Source organism: Aminobacter sp. P9b, assembly GCF_045345995.1.
Taxonomy (GTDB): Bacteria; Pseudomonadota; Alphaproteobacteria; order Rhizobiales; family Rhizobiaceae; genus Aminobacter; species Aminobacter niigataensis.
The window spans coordinates 3,964,958-3,980,314 of record NZ_CP150082.1; the positions used below are offsets into that span (position 1 = coordinate 3,964,958).

16 protein-coding genes and 1 pseudogene are annotated in these 15,357 nt (G+C 61.7%); 2 read left to right on the forward strand and 15 right to left on the reverse strand.

The window, feature by feature from the left end:
* Positions 1 to 7 precede the first annotated feature (7 nt).
* The 6 genes and pseudogenes from WHT83_RS19555 to miaA form a co-directional block, all read right to left on the reverse strand.
* Positions 8 to 319, reverse strand: coding sequence for a hypothetical protein (locus tag WHT83_RS19555; RefSeq protein ID WP_108607681.1), 312 nt, complete (start codon positions 317 to 319; stop codon positions 8 to 10).
* Positions 320 to 452: 133 nt separating this feature from the next.
* The gene (locus WHT83_RS19560) at positions 453 to 1,526 is read right to left on the reverse strand and encodes a TPR end-of-group domain-containing protein (RefSeq protein ID WP_406872128.1); all 1,074 of its coding nucleotides are present in this window, start codon (positions 1,524 to 1,526) and stop codon (positions 453 to 455) included.
* A gap of 347 nt (positions 1,527 to 1,873) precedes the next feature.
* Positions 1,874 to 2,155: pseudogene (locus WHT83_RS19565) on the reverse strand (transcriptional regulator); the annotation flags it as partial.
* A 90-nt stretch (positions 2,156 to 2,245) separates the two neighbouring features.
* The gene (locus WHT83_RS19570; protein ID WP_406872129.1) at positions 2,246 to 2,536 is read right to left on the reverse strand and encodes a hypothetical protein; all 291 of its coding nucleotides are present in this window, start codon (positions 2,534 to 2,536) and stop codon (positions 2,246 to 2,248) included.
* Positions 2,537 to 2,787: 251 nt separating this feature from the next.
* Entirely contained in the window at positions 2,788 to 3,579 is a 792-nt protein-coding gene (locus WHT83_RS19575; RefSeq protein WP_108607678.1) for a GGDEF domain-containing protein, read from the reverse strand.
* A 75-nt stretch (positions 3,580 to 3,654) separates the two neighbouring features.
* Positions 3,655 to 4,608, reverse strand: a complete 954-nt coding sequence (miaA, locus tag WHT83_RS19580) for a tRNA (adenosine(37)-N6)-dimethylallyltransferase MiaA (RefSeq protein ID WP_406872130.1) — start codon at positions 4,606 to 4,608, stop codon at positions 3,655 to 3,657.
* On the opposite strand from miaA, the gene serB reads away from it, so the two are divergent.
* Positions 4,592 to 5,476 (forward strand): phosphoserine phosphatase SerB, encoded by an 885-nt coding sequence (serB, locus tag WHT83_RS19585; RefSeq protein WP_406872131.1) that lies wholly within the window; start codon positions 4,592 to 4,594, stop codon positions 5,474 to 5,476. The two genes, miaA and serB, sit on opposite strands and share 17 nt — an antisense overlap.
* Positions 5,476 to 6,048: a GNAT family N-acetyltransferase gene (locus WHT83_RS19590; RefSeq protein WP_406872132.1), complete on the forward strand. Its 573-nt coding sequence runs from the start codon at positions 5,476 to 5,478 to the stop codon at positions 6,046 to 6,048. Before serB ends, WHT83_RS19590 begins: the two co-directional genes overlap by 1 nt.
* Here the strand turns inward: WHT83_RS19590 and WHT83_RS19595 are convergent.
* The 9 genes from WHT83_RS19595 to WHT83_RS19635 all read right to left on the reverse strand — a co-directional run bounded on the left by WHT83_RS19595 (position 6,045) and on the right by WHT83_RS19635 (position 15,266).
* A complete protein-coding gene (locus WHT83_RS19595; RefSeq protein ID WP_406872133.1) occupies positions 6,045 to 6,323 on the reverse strand; it encodes a pilus assembly protein HicB in 279 nt (92 codons plus the stop codon). The genes WHT83_RS19590 and WHT83_RS19595 overlap by 4 nt on opposite strands.
* On the reverse strand, positions 6,320 to 6,742 hold the full coding sequence (locus tag WHT83_RS19600) for a putative toxin-antitoxin system toxin component, PIN family (RefSeq protein ID WP_318761276.1): 423 nt from the start codon (positions 6,740 to 6,742) through the stop codon (positions 6,320 to 6,322). The genes WHT83_RS19595 and WHT83_RS19600 overlap by 4 nt, the downstream gene beginning before the upstream one ends.
* A gap of 66 nt (positions 6,743 to 6,808) precedes the next feature.
* On the reverse strand, positions 6,809 to 8,317 hold the full coding sequence (locus tag WHT83_RS19605; protein ID WP_108607674.1) for a DegQ family serine endoprotease: 1,509 nt from the start codon (positions 8,315 to 8,317) through the stop codon (positions 6,809 to 6,811).
* A 124-nt stretch (positions 8,318 to 8,441) separates the two neighbouring features.
* Positions 8,442 to 8,627: a DUF2065 domain-containing protein gene (locus WHT83_RS19610; RefSeq protein ID WP_183260429.1), complete on the reverse strand. Its 186-nt coding sequence runs from the start codon at positions 8,625 to 8,627 to the stop codon at positions 8,442 to 8,444.
* Between the two features lie 3 nt (positions 8,628 to 8,630).
* Positions 8,631 to 9,563, reverse strand: coding sequence for a protease modulator HflC (hflC, locus tag WHT83_RS19615; protein WP_108607672.1), 933 nt, complete (start codon positions 9,561 to 9,563; stop codon positions 8,631 to 8,633).
* Positions 9,563 to 10,660, reverse strand: coding sequence for an FtsH protease activity modulator HflK (gene hflK, locus WHT83_RS19620; RefSeq protein ID WP_108607671.1), 1,098 nt, complete (start codon positions 10,658 to 10,660; stop codon positions 9,563 to 9,565). The genes hflC and hflK overlap by 1 nt, the downstream gene beginning before the upstream one ends.
* A 148-nt stretch (positions 10,661 to 10,808) precedes the next feature.
* Entirely contained in the window at positions 10,809 to 11,327 is a 519-nt protein-coding gene (locus WHT83_RS19625; protein ID WP_108607670.1) for a dihydrofolate reductase, read from the reverse strand.
* Between the two features lie 212 nt (positions 11,328 to 11,539).
* Complete coding sequence (locus WHT83_RS19630) at positions 11,540 to 12,250, reverse strand: response regulator (RefSeq protein WP_406872134.1); 711 nt, start codon at positions 12,248 to 12,250, stop codon at positions 11,540 to 11,542.
* 58 nt (positions 12,251 to 12,308) lie between these two features.
* A complete protein-coding gene (locus tag WHT83_RS19635; protein ID WP_406872135.1) occupies positions 12,309 to 15,266 on the reverse strand; it encodes a PAS-domain containing protein in 2,958 nt (985 codons plus the stop codon).
* Positions 15,267 to 15,357 lie beyond the last annotated feature (91 nt).

Genomic DNA, 15,357 nt, shown 5'->3' on the forward strand with positions numbered 1-15,357 from the left:
TGGAACCTCAGATCCCCGAGCCGTCCAGTTGCTCCTCGTCCTCGCCCTCCCAGGGCGTTGGCATCTCCGGCGAATTCTTGCTCAGATTGGCTTTCGGCAGCGGCATCCAGCACTTCAGTTCCGGGTCGGCATAGCCGATCACGCACCCGGGATAGGAGTCGGCAGCGCGCCAGCCTTCGATGCCGAATGCGTCGGGCCTTGCCCAATAGGCGACATCGACCTCCGCCGGCCCCTGTTCCGACGAACGTACCGTCACCAGGACCCGGCTGCCGTCCTTTGGCGCGCTCGCCATGTTTCGCCACCGGTCGGGTTCGTCCATCGCATTCCTCCTCTGCACGCAAGCACCCGCAGCCTTCACGGCAACGGACAAGCCAGTGTTGCTGGCTTGAAGAAGGACGTCCAGTGGCAAGTTCAAGACACACTGGGTTTCGAACTGTGCTCGGGAACAACCCTCAAGCCATCCCAGGATCACGCGGGGGCAGGATCGCCGAGAAGCGCGGATCATCGCGAATGACATCGAAGTCGGCATCGTTCCGGAGCATGTCTATCGTGTTCTGAGGGACGTCCCGTGCGGCCTTTTTGAGGTGTTGCAGCGCTCCTTCCACGTCCCCCAGATGGGCGTAGAGGGCCGCCGCATTGACGTTTGCAATGAAATCGTCCGGATCGATCGCTAGCGCACGGGCCAACCAGGAACGCGCCTTCTCCTTGTCGTCGAGATAGCCAAGCGCGACGGCACCGCGATGCAGCGGTGCAGCGTTCTCAGGGTGAATGCCGGACGCGCGTTCCGAGCGTTCGACGCAAATTCTCGCCCAATCCAGCCTTTCCGGATCGTTCCTGGCAAGAAAGGCGGCGATCATCATCGGCGAGAGATAGTCGTCGGGTCGCAAGCGCGAGGCTTGCTTGAACATCGAGATCATCTTCGCCCGGTCGTTCAGGAAGCGCGCCATCGTCGAGGCAAAGAAGAAATTTGCCTCGTACGAATTGGGATCGATGGCGAGAGCCTTCTGGTATGAAACGCCGGCCTCCTCGTATCTTTCATTGCAGAACAGGGCAAAGCCGCGTGCGACATGAGCTTCCGGCAGGGTGGGATCGAGATGCAGTGCCTTGTCTGCGATAGCCAGGATCTCATCCGGCGCGCTGTCCTTCCCATGCCAGTCGCGCAGGTAGCAGTCGCAGATCACCATGCCGGCATAGGCACGTGCATAGCCGGGATCGAGCTCAACCGCCTTGCCAAACAGGCGCCGGGCCAGGACGAGATATGACTTGGTCAATTCCAGCGCCAGCTGCCGGCCTTGCAGTTCGTAGTGATAAGCTTCGATGTTGCCGGTTCGAGCCTGCTGGATGGCATGCTTCTCCTCGGGTAGCAGTTCGAGTTCCAGGTGCTTGACGACAGCTTCGGTGATCTCGTCCTGGATTGCGAAAATGTCCGCAAGGTCCCGGTCGAACCGCTCGGCCCAAAACAACTCTCCTGTTGCGCCTTCCAGCAATCGAGTGGAAACACGGACGCGTTGTCCCGACAGGCGCACGCTGCCCTCCAGGAGATACTGAACACGGAGTTCGCGGGCGATGTCGTTTCCACGGACAGCGCGTCCCTTGAAGGCGAAACTGTAGTTTTCGAGACGACCAGCAGCCTCCGGCTCTTCGTCAGCGCTGTCGTGATGTCTTCGGCAATGCCGTCGGAAAACCATTCCTGGTCAGCTTCGGCGGTTTCAAATGGGAGGACGGCAATCGATGGCCTGTCAGCCGTGGATTGCCATTTTCGCGGCGGAGGCCGGTCGGAACCCTCGTCATAAGATCGCAAACGTTGCTCGTCGAGGATGTAACCGCGCCGCGGTACTGTCCGGATAAAACCCTCCGCCTGGGGGCCGAGGACAACCCGAATGTCTTTCAGGCACTGGCTAAGCGAGTCGTCCGAAACCACGACATCCGGCCACACAGCCTCGATCAGTTCATGCTTGTCGATCACCCGGCCAGGATTCTTGACCAGATAAGTAAGCAAGGCCAGCGATTTCGGGCGCAACGTGACGTCGCCGGCTCCATTCCGCAACCTGCCTTGCTTGAGATCCAGCGTGTGACCTGCGAACTCGAAAACTGACATGGGCTGTTTGCTTTGCTCATCGCGGCACTGGCGATCATGCCCAACAATGGCCAGCATTTCTACTGGCGACGCCGCCGGCACTTCATGCGGGAACTGCCACTAAATTGTGTGCGCCAGAGATCCCGTTCGGTCTCATTCGATTGCGATTTACTTCAGAAACTGTTTGTCCCCGTCGGCCGCCGCAGGGGAATGCAGAGGGGTAGAGTATTCGAAGTCGAAGGGGAGTGACGTTTCGAGGTCATCAATCCACCGCCCTCTCTGCGCAAAACGCCTGATGCCGATATCTTCCAATTGTCCTTCGCCGAGATCGTCCAGCGCTGTCTCTCTCCGCACCTCGGCGATCATGGCGCCCAGCCATGCGATAAGCGAAAGCCCCCTGTTGCCGGCGTGATCCACACCAGGGTTTCGCGTCGGCGATTTAACGTAGGAAATGCCCACGACTTGCTCCTCTTTGCAACTTGGCAACTGTCGGGAGCATTGCGTCGTACAGACGGTAAGTCAGGAACCTCGGACGAAATTGCAGTGAAATTGCGTTGAGAAAGGATGCGCATTCGGCCACGGCAATCGCTCAGCTGCCACCACATGGTGCCGATGCGACCGAACGTAAATCGGACACAGTCCGGCCACTCGACACCGTTCGGACTTAGCACGGACCGGAGCGCCCGCGCTGCGATACGCCTCCGGTAAGTTCAGGCGCAGACGCGGTTGCGGCCTTGCCGCTTTGCCTCGTAGAGCTGCTTGTCGGCGCGGCGGTAGAATTCCTCGGCGGTCTCTGCCTTGTCCCACAGGGCCAGGCCGACGCTGGACGTCACGTTGAGCTGGGCACCGCCTGTCTCGATGGCAAGCGAAGCGATCGCCTTACGCATGCGCTCGGCAACCCGCTGCAACAGCTCGAGATCCATGTTGGGCGCGACGATGGCGAATTCCTCGCCGCCGAGCCGTGCCACCACGTCGTGGTAGCGCGTCATGCTCTGCAGGCACTTGGCGACGGACCGCAGCACCTCGTCGCCGGCGTCGTGGCCGTAGGTGTCGTTGACCTGCTTGAAATGGTCGAGGTCGAGGATCATCAGCCCGACCGGCTTGTCGATGCGGCCGAACTCGCCGAGATATTCCCTGAGTGCGTCGTCGAAATAGCGCCTGTTCTGCATGCCGGTGAGACCGTCGGTCAGGGCCGCCTGCTCCAGATTGCGCGAGCGCGCGCTCAGCGAAGCCGTCATCTCGCGCAGCTTGCCGCCTTCCTTCACCTGGGTCCGTATCTGGGGAAAGATGAAGAACAGCCCATAGACCAGTGTCCCGGCCAAAAGCACGGCGATTGCCAAAAGCAATTTCTGGAGGATTTCGATGCTCTCGACGCGCCCGGGCATGTACAGCGCGTCGGCCGGCCCCTCGACAAGTGTCCAGGCATAGAAGGTCGCCAGCGCTGCGGTCAAAATCAGCGCGATGAAAACGAAAAACGCGGTTTCAGCCTTGTGAAAGCGCATGGCTACCCTGATTGATCCCCAAGGCCTTATGCCATGCCGCGACTTACGGAGGGTTAATCCGCCCAGCGCAAATGGCTATGTCGCTGTGGTTTCGTTCTTTTCGCCGGTCTCGCCGCCGATCCTTTGCCATTCCGGTCCGAACTGGTTGCGGAACCATGTCGACTGCCGCTTGGCATATTGCCGCGTGGCGATCTTGGCCCGTTCTATGGCCTCTTCGAAGCTCGTTTCGCCGGCGATTGCAGCTGCCAGTTCGCGCAGGCCGATCGCCTTCATCGCCGGCAGCTCAGGCGCAAGCCTCATCGCTGTGACCGCCTTCACCTCTTCCAGTGCACCAAGCTCCAGCATCTTGTCGAACCGCAGGTCGATACGCTTGATGAGCAGTTCGCGCTCCGGCTCGATGACGAGGAAGCGTGTGCTGGCGAGGTCGATCATCGGATGGCCGCGATCAGCCTGCCATTTCAGGATCGAACGTCCCGAAGCTTCGAGCACTTCCAGCGCGCGCACGATGCGCTGGCCGTCGCTGGCCTTGAGCTTCATCGCGACCTCGCTGTCGACCCGCATCAGCAACCGGTGCAGTCTCGGCGCGCCTTCCTCGTTGAGCCGCCAGCGCCAGCGGTCGCGGATTTCCGTCGGAATGTCGGGCATCTCCGAGATGCCCTCGGCCAGAGCCCGGAAATAGAGCCCGGTCCCGCCGACGAAGATCGGCGGCTTGTCGTCGAACAGGCCGCTGTCTGCCAGCACCGCCACGTCGCGCAGCCAAGTACCGGTGGAATAGGCCGTCGCCGGCGACACGTGGCCATAGAGGAAATGCCGCGCGCGGCGGAGGTCTTCGGCGCCCGGCCGGGCCGTCAGCACGCTGAGCACGTCGTAGACCTGCATCGAATCGGCATTGACGATCACGCCGCCGTCGCGCTCGGCAAGCTTAAGCGCCAGCGCCGACTTGCCGCTGGCGGTCGGCCCGGCTATCAGGGTCGCGTTCTTGATGCGCCCCTCGCCTATATCGGAATTTTCGATGCCGCTCGTCGCCACGCTGATTTCCCATCCGGACCGCGCTCTGCTGCTGCCGTCTCTTGCCGATAAGGCCTCTCGCGCCCTTGGTGCAAGCGCCATTGTGTGGCTCGACGCCAACATCGCCTGCGACATCGCCTTGCCATCAGAGCTTTCGGTCGACGATGGGAATGCAGCCCTTGCTCCCTTGCTCGCCGGCGAAGCCATCGATTTCGCCGTTCAGGACAACGCAACGCGTAGGAAAAAGATCCTCATCGCCGACATGGATTCGACCATGATCGACCAGGAGTGCATCGACGAACTCGCCGACGAGATCCGCGTCAAGGATCGCGTCGCCGACATCACCGCGCGCTCGATGAATGGCGAAATCGCCTTCGAGCCAGCCTTGCGCGAACGCGTCGCACTGCTCGCCGGCCTCGACGCTTCGGTCATCAACCGCATCATCGACACCCGCCTCACCCTCGCCTCGGGTGGCAAGGCGCTCGTCGCCACCATGAAGGCGCATGGCGCCTACACCGCACTTGTCTCCGGCGGCTTCGACGTCTTCACCTCCCGCATCGCGGCCAAGCTCGGCTTCGACGAAGACCGCGCCAATCACCTGATCGAAGCCGACGGCCGCCTCACCGGCAAGGTTTCCGAGCCTATCCTCGGCCGCGCCGCCAAGGCCGACGCGCTGAACGAGATTTCCGCGCGCCTCGGCCTCACCGTGGACGATGCCATCGCCGTCGGCGACGGCGCCAACGACCTCGACATGATCCGCCTGGCAGGCAGCGGTGTCGCTCTCCACGCCAAGCCTTCCGTCGCCGCGGAGGCCAGGATCCGCATCGACCATTCCGACCTCACCGCCCTGCTCTATCTCCAGGGCTACAGCCGCAGCGACTTCGCCTGATGGAACCGCTCCGCACCCAGCGCCTGATCCTGCGCAACTGGGAAGATCGCGACCGCGAGCTGTTTCATCGCATCAACGCCGATGAAACGGTGATGGAATTCTTCCCGATGCGCCGCAATAGGGCAGAGAGCGACGAGTTGCTCGATCGCCTGGCCGCCGGCATCGACCGCGACGGCTTCGGCTTTGCCGCCGCCGAGATTGCCGACACCGGCGAATGCATCGGCTTCGTCGGCATCGTACGCACGGACCTCGAGCCCTTCATTCCCAAAGGCACCATGGAAATCGGCTGGCGCCTCGCACCGGAATATTGGGGCAAGGGCTACGTCACTGAAGCCGCCGAGGCCTGGCTCGCTTTTGCCTTCGACGTGGTTGGCGACGACGAGGTCGTTTCCTTTGCCGTGTGGAACAATCTTCGCTCCACAGCCGTCATGCAGCGGCTCGGTATGCGCCACGACCCGTCCGGCGATTTCGACCACCCGCGCGTTCCCGACACGCACCCGGAACTGAAGCGGCACCTGCTCTACAGGCTGTCCCGCAGCCAGTGGCAGGAACGGAAAAAGGCGGCCAACTAGCCGCCTTTTTCAATCTTCTTGTTCCCATCCGGATATTCGTCGCCCTCATCTGCCGGCGCATTGGGCACTTTATCCAGTATCGCGGAGAAGTCGTCGGCCGAGGCCTCGCCTGCACGACGGCGGAGGAAATCAGCCGCCGTCTCGACAACGCCAACTTTCTGCGCCACTGCAGATGCTATCCATTGATTGAGTGATACACCGTCAGCCTTTGCCAGACGTGTAGCCGCTTCTTTCACCGACAGCGGCAGCTTGAGTGGGTAGGTTGCCTTGCTCATCGCCTTAATCCTTGGAGCAATTCTGCTGGTCTGATTACCTTCAGTTCGAAACGCTCCGAGACTTTTTGAAAATCCCTGACGTTGTGTGTCACGAGGGCTTCCGCACGGCCGTTCACGGCGGCCTCAAGCACCATCTCGTCTTTTGGATCCGACAGTTGCGGCCGCCAGCGAAAATGGACTTCAACCGCTTCAGCCAAACCAGCAAGACCTGCCAGGAAGCGATCGATCTCCGCGTTCGACAAGCCATGCGCCGTACGATGTTCCGGCCGACGCAACACGGCCTCGTATTCCAAGAACAATGCCGTCGTCACCAGCGGGCGGAGGTGCATCTCAGCGACATGTCCAAGGACCGCAAAAGATGCGCCATTCCGGCTGCGCAAGCCAGCAGCGAGTACGTTGGTATCCAGTACGACACGCATCCGGAGAAAACATAGCACATCCCATAGGATGTCGCCAGTTACTCCGACAAAGCCGGATTCCCGGCCTCAATCCATGCGGATCGTCACGAACCTCAGCTCACCGGTCTTGGAAGCCAGCATCAGCAGCGCGTTCTTGCGGCCCTGTTCCTTCAGCGCGGAGATGCGGTCCATCACTTCCTTCGGCGTCGATACCGATTCCTGGGCGATCTCGGTGATCACCTCGCCGGCGGCGATGCCACGCTCGGAAGCTGCCGAATCCTTGGCAACCGCCGTCACCACCACGCCCGACACATCGGCCGCGATGCCGAATTTGGCGCGCGTGTCGTCGTTGAGCTCGCCGATGGTCATGCCGAGCATGCTCGCTGTTGCGACTTCGGCCCCTTTTTCAGCGCCCTCTTCCGGCTTGGCAGCTTCGCCTTCGGCCAGTTTCTCGCCGTCCTCGAGCCTTCCGAGCGTTACCTTCACCGTCTGCTCGACGCCCTTGCGCACGATCACCACATCGACCGCCTTGCCCACCGGGCTCTCGGCAACAACGCGCGGCAGATCGCGCATTTCGACGACATCCTTGCCGTCGAACTTGATGACCACGTCGCCCGGCTGGATGATGCCGTTGTCGACAGGCCCGCCCTTGATGATGCCGGCCACCAGCGCGCCCTTGGCAGTTGCCATGCCCAGGCTCTCGGCGATGTCGTCCGTCACCGGCTGGATGCGGACGCCTAGCCAGCCGCGACGGGTTTCGCCGAACTGCGTCAGTTGCTCGACCACGCCGGTTGCTATCTCGGCCGGTATGGAGAAGCCGATGCCGATCGAGCCGCCCGACGGCGAAATGATCGCCGTGTTGATGCCGATGACCTCGCCTTCCATGTTGAACAGCGGTCCGCCCGAGTTGCCACGGTTGATCGCGGCGTCGGTCTGGATGAAGTCGTCATAGGGGCCGGAATTGATGTCGCGGTTACGCGCCGAGATGATGCCCACCGTCACCGTGCCGCCGAGGCCGAACGGATTACCGATCGCCATCACCCAGTCGCCGATCCGCATCTTGTTGGAATCGCCGAACTTCACCGCCGTCAGCTTCTTGGCCTTGGGATCGATCTTGAGCACGGCGATGTCGGTCTTGGTGTCGGTTCCGACCAGTTCGGCCTTCAGCTTCGAGCCGTCGGAGAAATTCACCTCGATCTCGTCGGCGTCGGCAATCACGTGGTTGTTGGTCACCACGATGCCTTGCTCGGCATCGACGACAAAACCCGAACCCAGCGACTGCACCTTCTGCGAGCCGCCATTGTTCTGGCCTTCGCGGTCCTTGAAGAAGTCGTCGAAGAAGTCCTGGAACGGCGATCCCTCGGGCAATTGCGGCATCGGGACGGCGTTCTCGCCTTCCCCGCCTTTCACCGTCTGCGAGGTCGAGATGTTGACCACCGCGCCCAGCAGGCCTTCGGCAAGATTGGCGACCGATTCCGGCCCTTGCGCGAAAGCAGGTGTCACGAAGGACGGAGCGACGCTCGCACCGATCATCAGCGCCGTCGTGGCGGCCAGAGAGGCCTTTCGCATGGCGCGCAAAAGGGGCGTGGAAATCATCAGGGAAGCCTCCCGAGGCTGTCAGAGCATTGATCGCGGCGGGCCGTCCGAACGCGAAGCGTCATGATGAAAACAAATAAGGCCTGTTTGCGGCCATTGCTACCGGTACGGAATAAATCGTCCGTTATCCCCGGATGAGCCAGACGACGCCCACGCCGATGACGATGGCGGCAAGACCGACTGTCCTGAGCACTGCATCGGGCATTTCGGTCACCTGTGCGGCCAACTTCTTGGCCGCAGAAGGAAAGCCGCCATAGACCAGGCCCTCGAAAACGAGGACCAAGCCCATGGCGACGATAAAGTCCCGCACTGCTTAGTTGCTGGCGGCGGGAGCAGCAGCGCCGGCGGCTGGCGCCGGCGTTGCCTTGTTGCTGTCGGGGCTGCGGAAATAGCGGAAGAACTCCGATTCCGGCGACAGCACCATTGTCGTGCCGTCGGCATTCAGCGCGGTACCATAGGCGCTCATCGACCGATAGAAGTCGAAGAACTCAGGATCGCGGTTGAAGGCGTTGGCGAACACCGCGGAGCGCTGGGCTTCGCCTTCACCGCGCAGGATTTCCGATTCCTTTTGCGCTTCGGCGACGGTCTCGACCACTTCGCGGTCGGCACGGGCGCGGATGCGCTGTGCTGCTTCGCGGCCGCGTGCCCTCAGCCTTTCGGCCTCGGCCAAACGCTCGGCCTTCATCCGGTCGAAGGTCTGCTGCGACACTTCCTGGGTGAGATCGGTGCGGCGAATGCGAACATCCTGGATCTCGAGGCCCAGCGACGTCGCGTCGGGCTGCAGCTGGTCGCGAACCTCGCGCATCATGGCCGCGCGCTCTTCCGAGAGCGCCGCTTCGAAGCCACGCACGCCGTAGACGCGGCGCAGGGCCGCGTCGAAGCGAGTGCGCAGGCGCTGTTCGGCCAGTTCCACGCTACCCGAAACGGTCGAGCGGAACTTGCGGGCATCGTTGATGCGATAGGCGATGAAGGCGTCGACGTCATAGAACTTGCCGCCCGAGACCTGGACGCGGATGTCGTCGAGATCCAGACGCAGCACGCGGTCCTCGATGACCTGCACGTTGTCGGCCTCGAACATCGAGAACGGCGCCTTGAAATAGATGCCGGGCTCGGTCTTGACGTCGACGATCTCGCCGAAGCGCAGCACGATGACTTGCTGGCGCTCGTTGACCACGAAGATCGACGACCAGATCAGGAACAGAATGATCGCGGCGAAGACGCCGATGATGGGAAGACGATTGGACATCAGTTGCCTCCCGCCGCCGGAGCGCGCTTCTGCAGTTCAGGCAACGGCAGATAGGGCACCACGCCCTGTCCATTGCCTTGCTCGACGATCACCTTGCCGGAGCCTTGAAGCACCTTTTCCATCGTTTCGAGATAGAGACGCTTGCGGGTCACGTCTGGCGCCTTGGCATATTCGTCATAGACAGAGATGAAGCGCTGCGCCTCACCCTCGGCTTCCTGCACGACACGGTTCTTGTAGGCAGCGGCGTCTTCGCGGATCTGGGCCGCCTCGCCTCGCGCCTGGCCGAGCTTCTGGTTGGAATACTGGTTGGATTCCTCGACGAAGCGATCTTCGTCCTGTTCGGCACGCTGCACCTCGTCGAATGCGTCGGCCACTTCGCGCGGCGGTGCTGCATCCTCGATCGAGATCGCGTTGACGGCCAGACCTGCACCGTACTGGTCGAGCGTATCCTGGATGATGTCGCGCACGCCTGTGGCAATGCCCTGGCGGTCGTCGCGGAAGATGTCCTGTGCCGGACGCCGCCCGACCACTTCGCGCATCGCGCTTTCGGCGATCTGGCGAACCATCACGTCGGGTTCGGAAACCTTGAACAGATAGGCTTGCGGGTCGGATACCTGGTAGGCGACGGAGAATTTCACGTCGACGATGTTCTGGTCGCCCGAAAGCATCAGGCCGGATGACGTGCTGCCGCGCACTTCGCCGATATTGACCAACTTTTCAGCCGTGTTGACCTTCTCGACGGTTTCGACAGGCCACCAATGGAAATGCAGACCTGGCTGCGACAGCTCCTGCTTCGGCTTGCCGAAGCGCAGTTCGACTGCCAGTTCGTCAGGCTGCACGGTGTAGATCGCCTGGAACGCCCAGAGCGCCAGCAAGCCCGCACCGAGCAGGCCAAGCACCATGGCGCTCGAACCGCCGCCGCCCGGAAGCGCGCGTTTCAGCTTGTCCTGGCCCCGGCGAATGATGTCTTCGAGATCAGGAGGCGAGCCCTGTGGCCCACTAGGCCGCGGTCCCTGCCCCCAGGGGCCACCGCCGCCGCCGCTGCCGCCGCCGCCCCATGGGCCGCCGCCGCCTCCATTTTGATTGTTCCAGGGCATGAAAGTCCTTTCACTAGGTATTATTGGCGGCCGCGCCTGAAACGGCCGAAGATTTCCTACCACCATCTATAGGCATGCGATCAAGCGCTTTCAACGAAATGGCCCGTAAGCGCTTCTGATTTCACTACATATGTATGAAACCACCGTCTCAATGCACCCCGCGACGCCTCTCGTAAACTGTATAGCGTGTCGCATGGCTGTCTTTTTCGCCGGCAGGCAAGTCTTCGGAGCGAACAGCCAACCAGAGGGCCGGATCGATCGTCGGGAAGCGCGTGTCGCCGTCGGGGCTCGCCAGAACATGCGTGACATGCAGCCGGTCGGCCAGTGGCAGCGCCTGGCGATAGATCTCGCCACCGCCGATCACGCAGATTTCGCTGACGCCTGGCGTGCAACGGCCCTTGGCCGTGGCGAGCGTAATGGCGTCTTCGACCGATTGTACCGTTTCGGCGCCGTCGACCCGGTAGGCCGGATCGCGGCTTACAACGATGTTAAGCCGGCCCGGCAGGGGCTTGCCGATGCTCTCATAGGTCTTCCGGCCCATGATGATCGGCTTGCCCATCGTGTCGGCCTTGAAGCGCTTAAGGTCGCTCGACAGCTTCCACGGCAGGCCGTTGTCGCGCCCGATCACCCCGTTTTCGGCAATCGCCACAAAAATCGCTACGTCCATCAGCCGCCGCTCCCTTGCCTGCGGCCTCAGCCATGGCACGTTCGAACCCGCGTCAGGGCGATTTTCGCCGCTCCGCCTCAATATGGAAGGCGGTTCGCCATGACGGGCAAACTGTATGTCGCCCTCCGGCCGTAGTCCAGATTCAGCCAAGGTTGTCCGCACCTTGATTGTGCAAATACCAGGCCGTCAGCGTGCGTAGATGGCCGATGCTACTACGAGTAGAGGTATCCCACGCCGCGTATCGTCTTGATCACTTCCGGCTTTGAGGGATCGTTCTCGATCTTCTTTCGCAACCGGGAAATCCGGATGTCGATGCTGCGGTCGAAGGGATCCCAGCCGCGATCGTGGGCAAGCTCCAGCAACTGGTCGCGATTGAGCGTCTTGCCACGATTGTCGGCAAACACTTTCAGCAGCCGGAATTCCATCGGCGTGATGGCGATGTCGGCGCCCTCGGGATCGAAAAGCTTGTGCGTTTCCAGGTCGAGCCGGCAATTGCCGAACCTGACGACATGCGGGCCGAGATGATCGCCTTGTCCAATGACTTGGTCATGCCCGGACGTGCGGCGCAGCACAGCCTTGACCCGGGCAAGCAACTCCCTGAGGTCGACGGGCTTGGCGATGTAGTCGTCGGCGCCGATCTCCAGGCCGACCACCCGGTCGATGATCTCGGCAGAGCCGGTCAGCATGATGATGGCGACCTTCGAATGCTCCCGCATGTAGCGAGCCAGTGACAGGCCATCCTCGCCCGGCATCCGGATATCGAGAATGACGACATCAACGGGCTGGGTGTCGACGATCTCGCGCAGGGCCGGGCCGGCATCGGCTGTCGTGACGGCGTAGCCATTCCGTTCCAGATACTCCGCGACCGTGTCGCGTAGATCCGGCTCGTCGTCGCAGACAACGATATGCGGGTTAGCGGTCAACGCTTCCTCACCTTTGCTGAAATTAACCCTGTTCGCGGTGGCAGGCAAATACAGCCTTTCAAGCATCGCGGTTGACCAGCCTGGAGACGAAGGTCCGCAGTTCGAACGGCTTGACCGGCTTCTCCAGGTAAGGCCGCTTCGTCGCGCGCAAGAACACCTGTGCGTCCGGACTGATCGTGTCTCCGGTTAGAAAGGCCAGTCTGTCAGCCTCCGCCGGATGCAAATCGCAGACATGATTGTAGAATCTGCGGCCATCCATTTCAGGCATTTTCAGATCGCTCAGAATAACATCGAATGTTCGCGATTTCAGCTGTTTCAACGCCTCCTTGCCGGACCCGGCAACGATCACCGTGAAGCCGTCCTGGGTGAGGATCTCGGCGATAAGATCGCCGACGTCCTTTTCATCGTCCACCACCAGGCAGACGCGTCCCGTCGACTTCGGCAGTTCAATGGCCTCGGTCTCGGACCGCTCGGCAAGTCGGTCGGAAGCGGGTAGCGAGACCACGAAGGTCGATCCTCCACCCTCCTTCGTCTCGACCTGGATAGTCCCCTGGTGGGATTGAATGATGCGATAGCAGAAAGACAGGCCGATCCCGGTGCCGGCCCCGACCTCCTTGGTCGTGAAGAAGGGCTCGAAGATGCGCGGCAGGATCTCGTTCGGGATACCCGGACCGGTGTCCGCCACCTTGACGAGAATGTTGCCGCTCTCCGGCTGCAGTTCCGTCGATATCACGATGTCTCTTGGGCCGTCCCAGCCATGCACCGCGTGTTCGGCGTTGACCAGTAGGTTGATCAGAACCTGGGTCAGCTGGTCAGGATCGGCCCATATCGCGGGCAGATCAGGTGCACGCTGAACCGAAAGCGATATGTCGGACGACTTGATCGAATAGCCAACGACCTCGACCGCTGCCGTTACAATGTCGTCGATTGCGACATTCGAGGTCCTTGTCGGTTGCTGCCTTGCCATCGCCAGGAAGGTCCTGACGATGCGCGCGCAGCGCTCCGCGGCCCTGCTGATCTTGTCGGCCCGTTCGACGGTCTTGGGGTCGGACGCCGTCTCCTTCAGCGTCAATGACATGCCGAGCACCACCGAAAGCGGATTGTTCAACTCGTGCGCGACGCCTGCCAGCAGGCCGCCGAGTGCGGAAAGCTTCTCGTTCTGGTGCAGCGTTTCGCGCTGGCGCTCCAGTTGCTGCTGCATCTCGATGCGGTCGGAGAGGTCATAGGTGTGGGAAACAATGACCTTGTCGCCGTGGAAGTCGATCAGCCTTGCCGAGAGCGAACACCAGCATGCTTCTCCATTCTTGCGCTTCAGTTGCGTTTCGAAATCGTCGACTTCGCCCATCAGCAACAGGCGTTCGACAAACTGCTTCCGATGCGCAGGATGGACGTAGCTGTCGAAGGCGTTGTCGACGCCGCCGAGCAGTTCATCCGAAGCCGGGCTCCGGTAGAGCAGTTTTCCATCCTCCGCCCTCGTCATCTGGATGCTGGCCGGGCAGGCCTCCAGGACCTTGCGGACCAGTTCGTCGGCCTCCTTCGCAGCCAGTTCGGCGCGCTTGCGTTCCGTGATGTCGACACGAGTGACCACGAACCCGCCCTCGCGGGTCGGACAGTTTGAAACGAAGAACCAGCCTCCATCGGTATGCTGGAATTCCTGCTGCCGGAACTCCCGCCTGTCCTTGGCCCGTTCGTCCAGCCAGTCGTCGATCCTGTCCTGTGAAACCGGGAACTGGTTGCGCTGGGCGGTCACGCGCAGGAAGTCGAACCAATTGACACCGGGAACCAGCACGTCCGCACTGAGGGCATGCATCTTGCGGTACTGGCTGTTGGCCAGGACCAGGCGGTCGTCCTTGTCGTAAAGCGCAAAACCTTCGGCCAGGGACTCGATGGCGTCGATCAACCGCTCGCTTGCCTGTCGGGTCTGGTTCTGGGCGTCGATGATGTCGGTGATGTTGGTCGCATTGGAAACGATCACCGGCCGCCCCTGAAAATCGATCAGCCGCGCCGAGATCGAACCCCAGAAGATGTTGTCGTTGGCATCGTACTGCCGCACCCGGAAATCATCGATGCAGCCCTTGTCCATAAGGACGCCGACCAGCGTCTTGCGATCATCGGGATTGACGTAATAGCTCCCGATATGCGCGCGGTCGCCATAGAGCTCCCTGCTGGCCGGGTTGCGGTAGAGTGTTTCTCCCTCGATCGTCGACATCCGCGTAGGGACCGGGCAGGCGTCGAGCACCATTTGCATCAGTGCGGTTGCTTCACGCTCAATTGCCTCTGCCTTCTTGCGTTCGGTGATGTCGAGCACGCCGATGACGAGCGACGGCCGGCCGCGATAGTGGCTCCGGCGGCAATTCGTCGAACACCAGACGTTGGACCCATTCGGTCGCCTGAGCTCGATTTCATGGTCGCGCAGGATGTCGTCGTGGCCGACCCGTTCCCTGATCTTCTCGAAATCATCGGGGTCGACGAAATGGTCGATGATGAACTGCGGCTCGTTCGGCCGCCACTTGCGGCCCAGGAGGCGCGAACCGTCGAGGCTCTCGTAGACGATCTGCTTGCTTTCTTCGTCGACGACCCAGACCGGAAGCGGATGGCTGTCGGTGATGCAGCGGAAGATTTCGGCGCTGTCGAGATGCGCGATCTGGACACGCTTCATCTCGGTGATGTCGGTGCTGATCAGCGCGACACCGCCATTGGGCCTGGGGTGGCTGGTCAGGAGCCTCCAGCCGCCATCGACCGTCTGCGCTTCGAACGGGGGCACATTGTCCTGGCGCCAGCGTGTTGCGGCGTGTCGCGCGAAATCGTCCGTCGGCTCAACCTCGATGCCGTCGAAGCTCTTCAAGTTCCGGAGAACCTTGCCGACGACGCTGCCGACATCGGCCGGCCCGTCATCGCCGGCAATGCTGGCGCTGCTGTCGCCGTAGATCGCGGCATTGGCGTCCTCGAGCACGTCGTCGATGTCGAACAGCGCGTAGCCAGTTCGCGCATCCGAAACTCGGCAGTCAGCTTGCATAGGTCGTCTCCTCGACGGAAAGCCCGGCATCGTCTTCACGGCGGCGTGATCGCCGATCGCTGAATAGTCGCGCTTTGTTTCGGCTTGAGGT

Bases quoted from the DNA above. Each gene is read 5' to 3' on its own strand.
- WHT83_RS19555 (WP_108607681.1), bottom strand. From the start codon at position 319: ATGGACGAACCCGACCGGTGGCGAAACATGGCGAGCGCGCCAAAGGAC.
- WHT83_RS19575 (WP_108607678.1), bottom strand. From the start codon at position 3,579: ATGCGCTTTCACAAGGCTGAAACCGCGTTTTTCGTTTTCATCGCGCTG.
- serB (WP_406872131.1), top strand. From the start codon at position 4,592: ATGCCGCTCGTCGCCACGCTGATTTCCCATCCGGACCGCGCTCTGCTG.
- WHT83_RS19590 (WP_406872132.1), top strand. From the start codon at position 5,476: ATGGAACCGCTCCGCACCCAGCGCCTGATCCTGCGCAACTGGGAAGAT.
- WHT83_RS19595 (WP_406872133.1), bottom strand. From the start codon at position 6,323: ATGAGCAAGGCAACCTACCCACTCAAGCTGCCGCTGTCGGTGAAAGAA.
- WHT83_RS19600 (WP_318761276.1), bottom strand. From the start codon at position 6,742: ATGCGTGTCGTACTGGATACCAACGTACTCGCTGCTGGCTTGCGCAGC.
- WHT83_RS19605 (WP_108607674.1), bottom strand. From the start codon at position 8,317: ATGATTTCCACGCCCCTTTTGCGCGCCATGCGAAAGGCCTCTCTGGCC.
- hflC (WP_108607672.1), bottom strand. From the start codon at position 9,563: ATGTCCAATCGTCTTCCCATCATCGGCGTCTTCGCCGCGATCATTCTG.
- hflK (WP_108607671.1), bottom strand. From the start codon at position 10,660: ATGCCCTGGAACAATCAAAATGGAGGCGGCGGCGGCCCATGGGGCGGC.
- WHT83_RS19625 (WP_108607670.1), bottom strand. From the start codon at position 11,327: ATGGACGTAGCGATTTTTGTGGCGATTGCCGAAAACGGGGTGATCGGG.
- WHT83_RS19635 (WP_406872135.1), bottom strand. From the start codon at position 15,266: ATGCAAGCTGACTGCCGAGTTTCGGATGCGCGAACTGGCTACGCGCTG.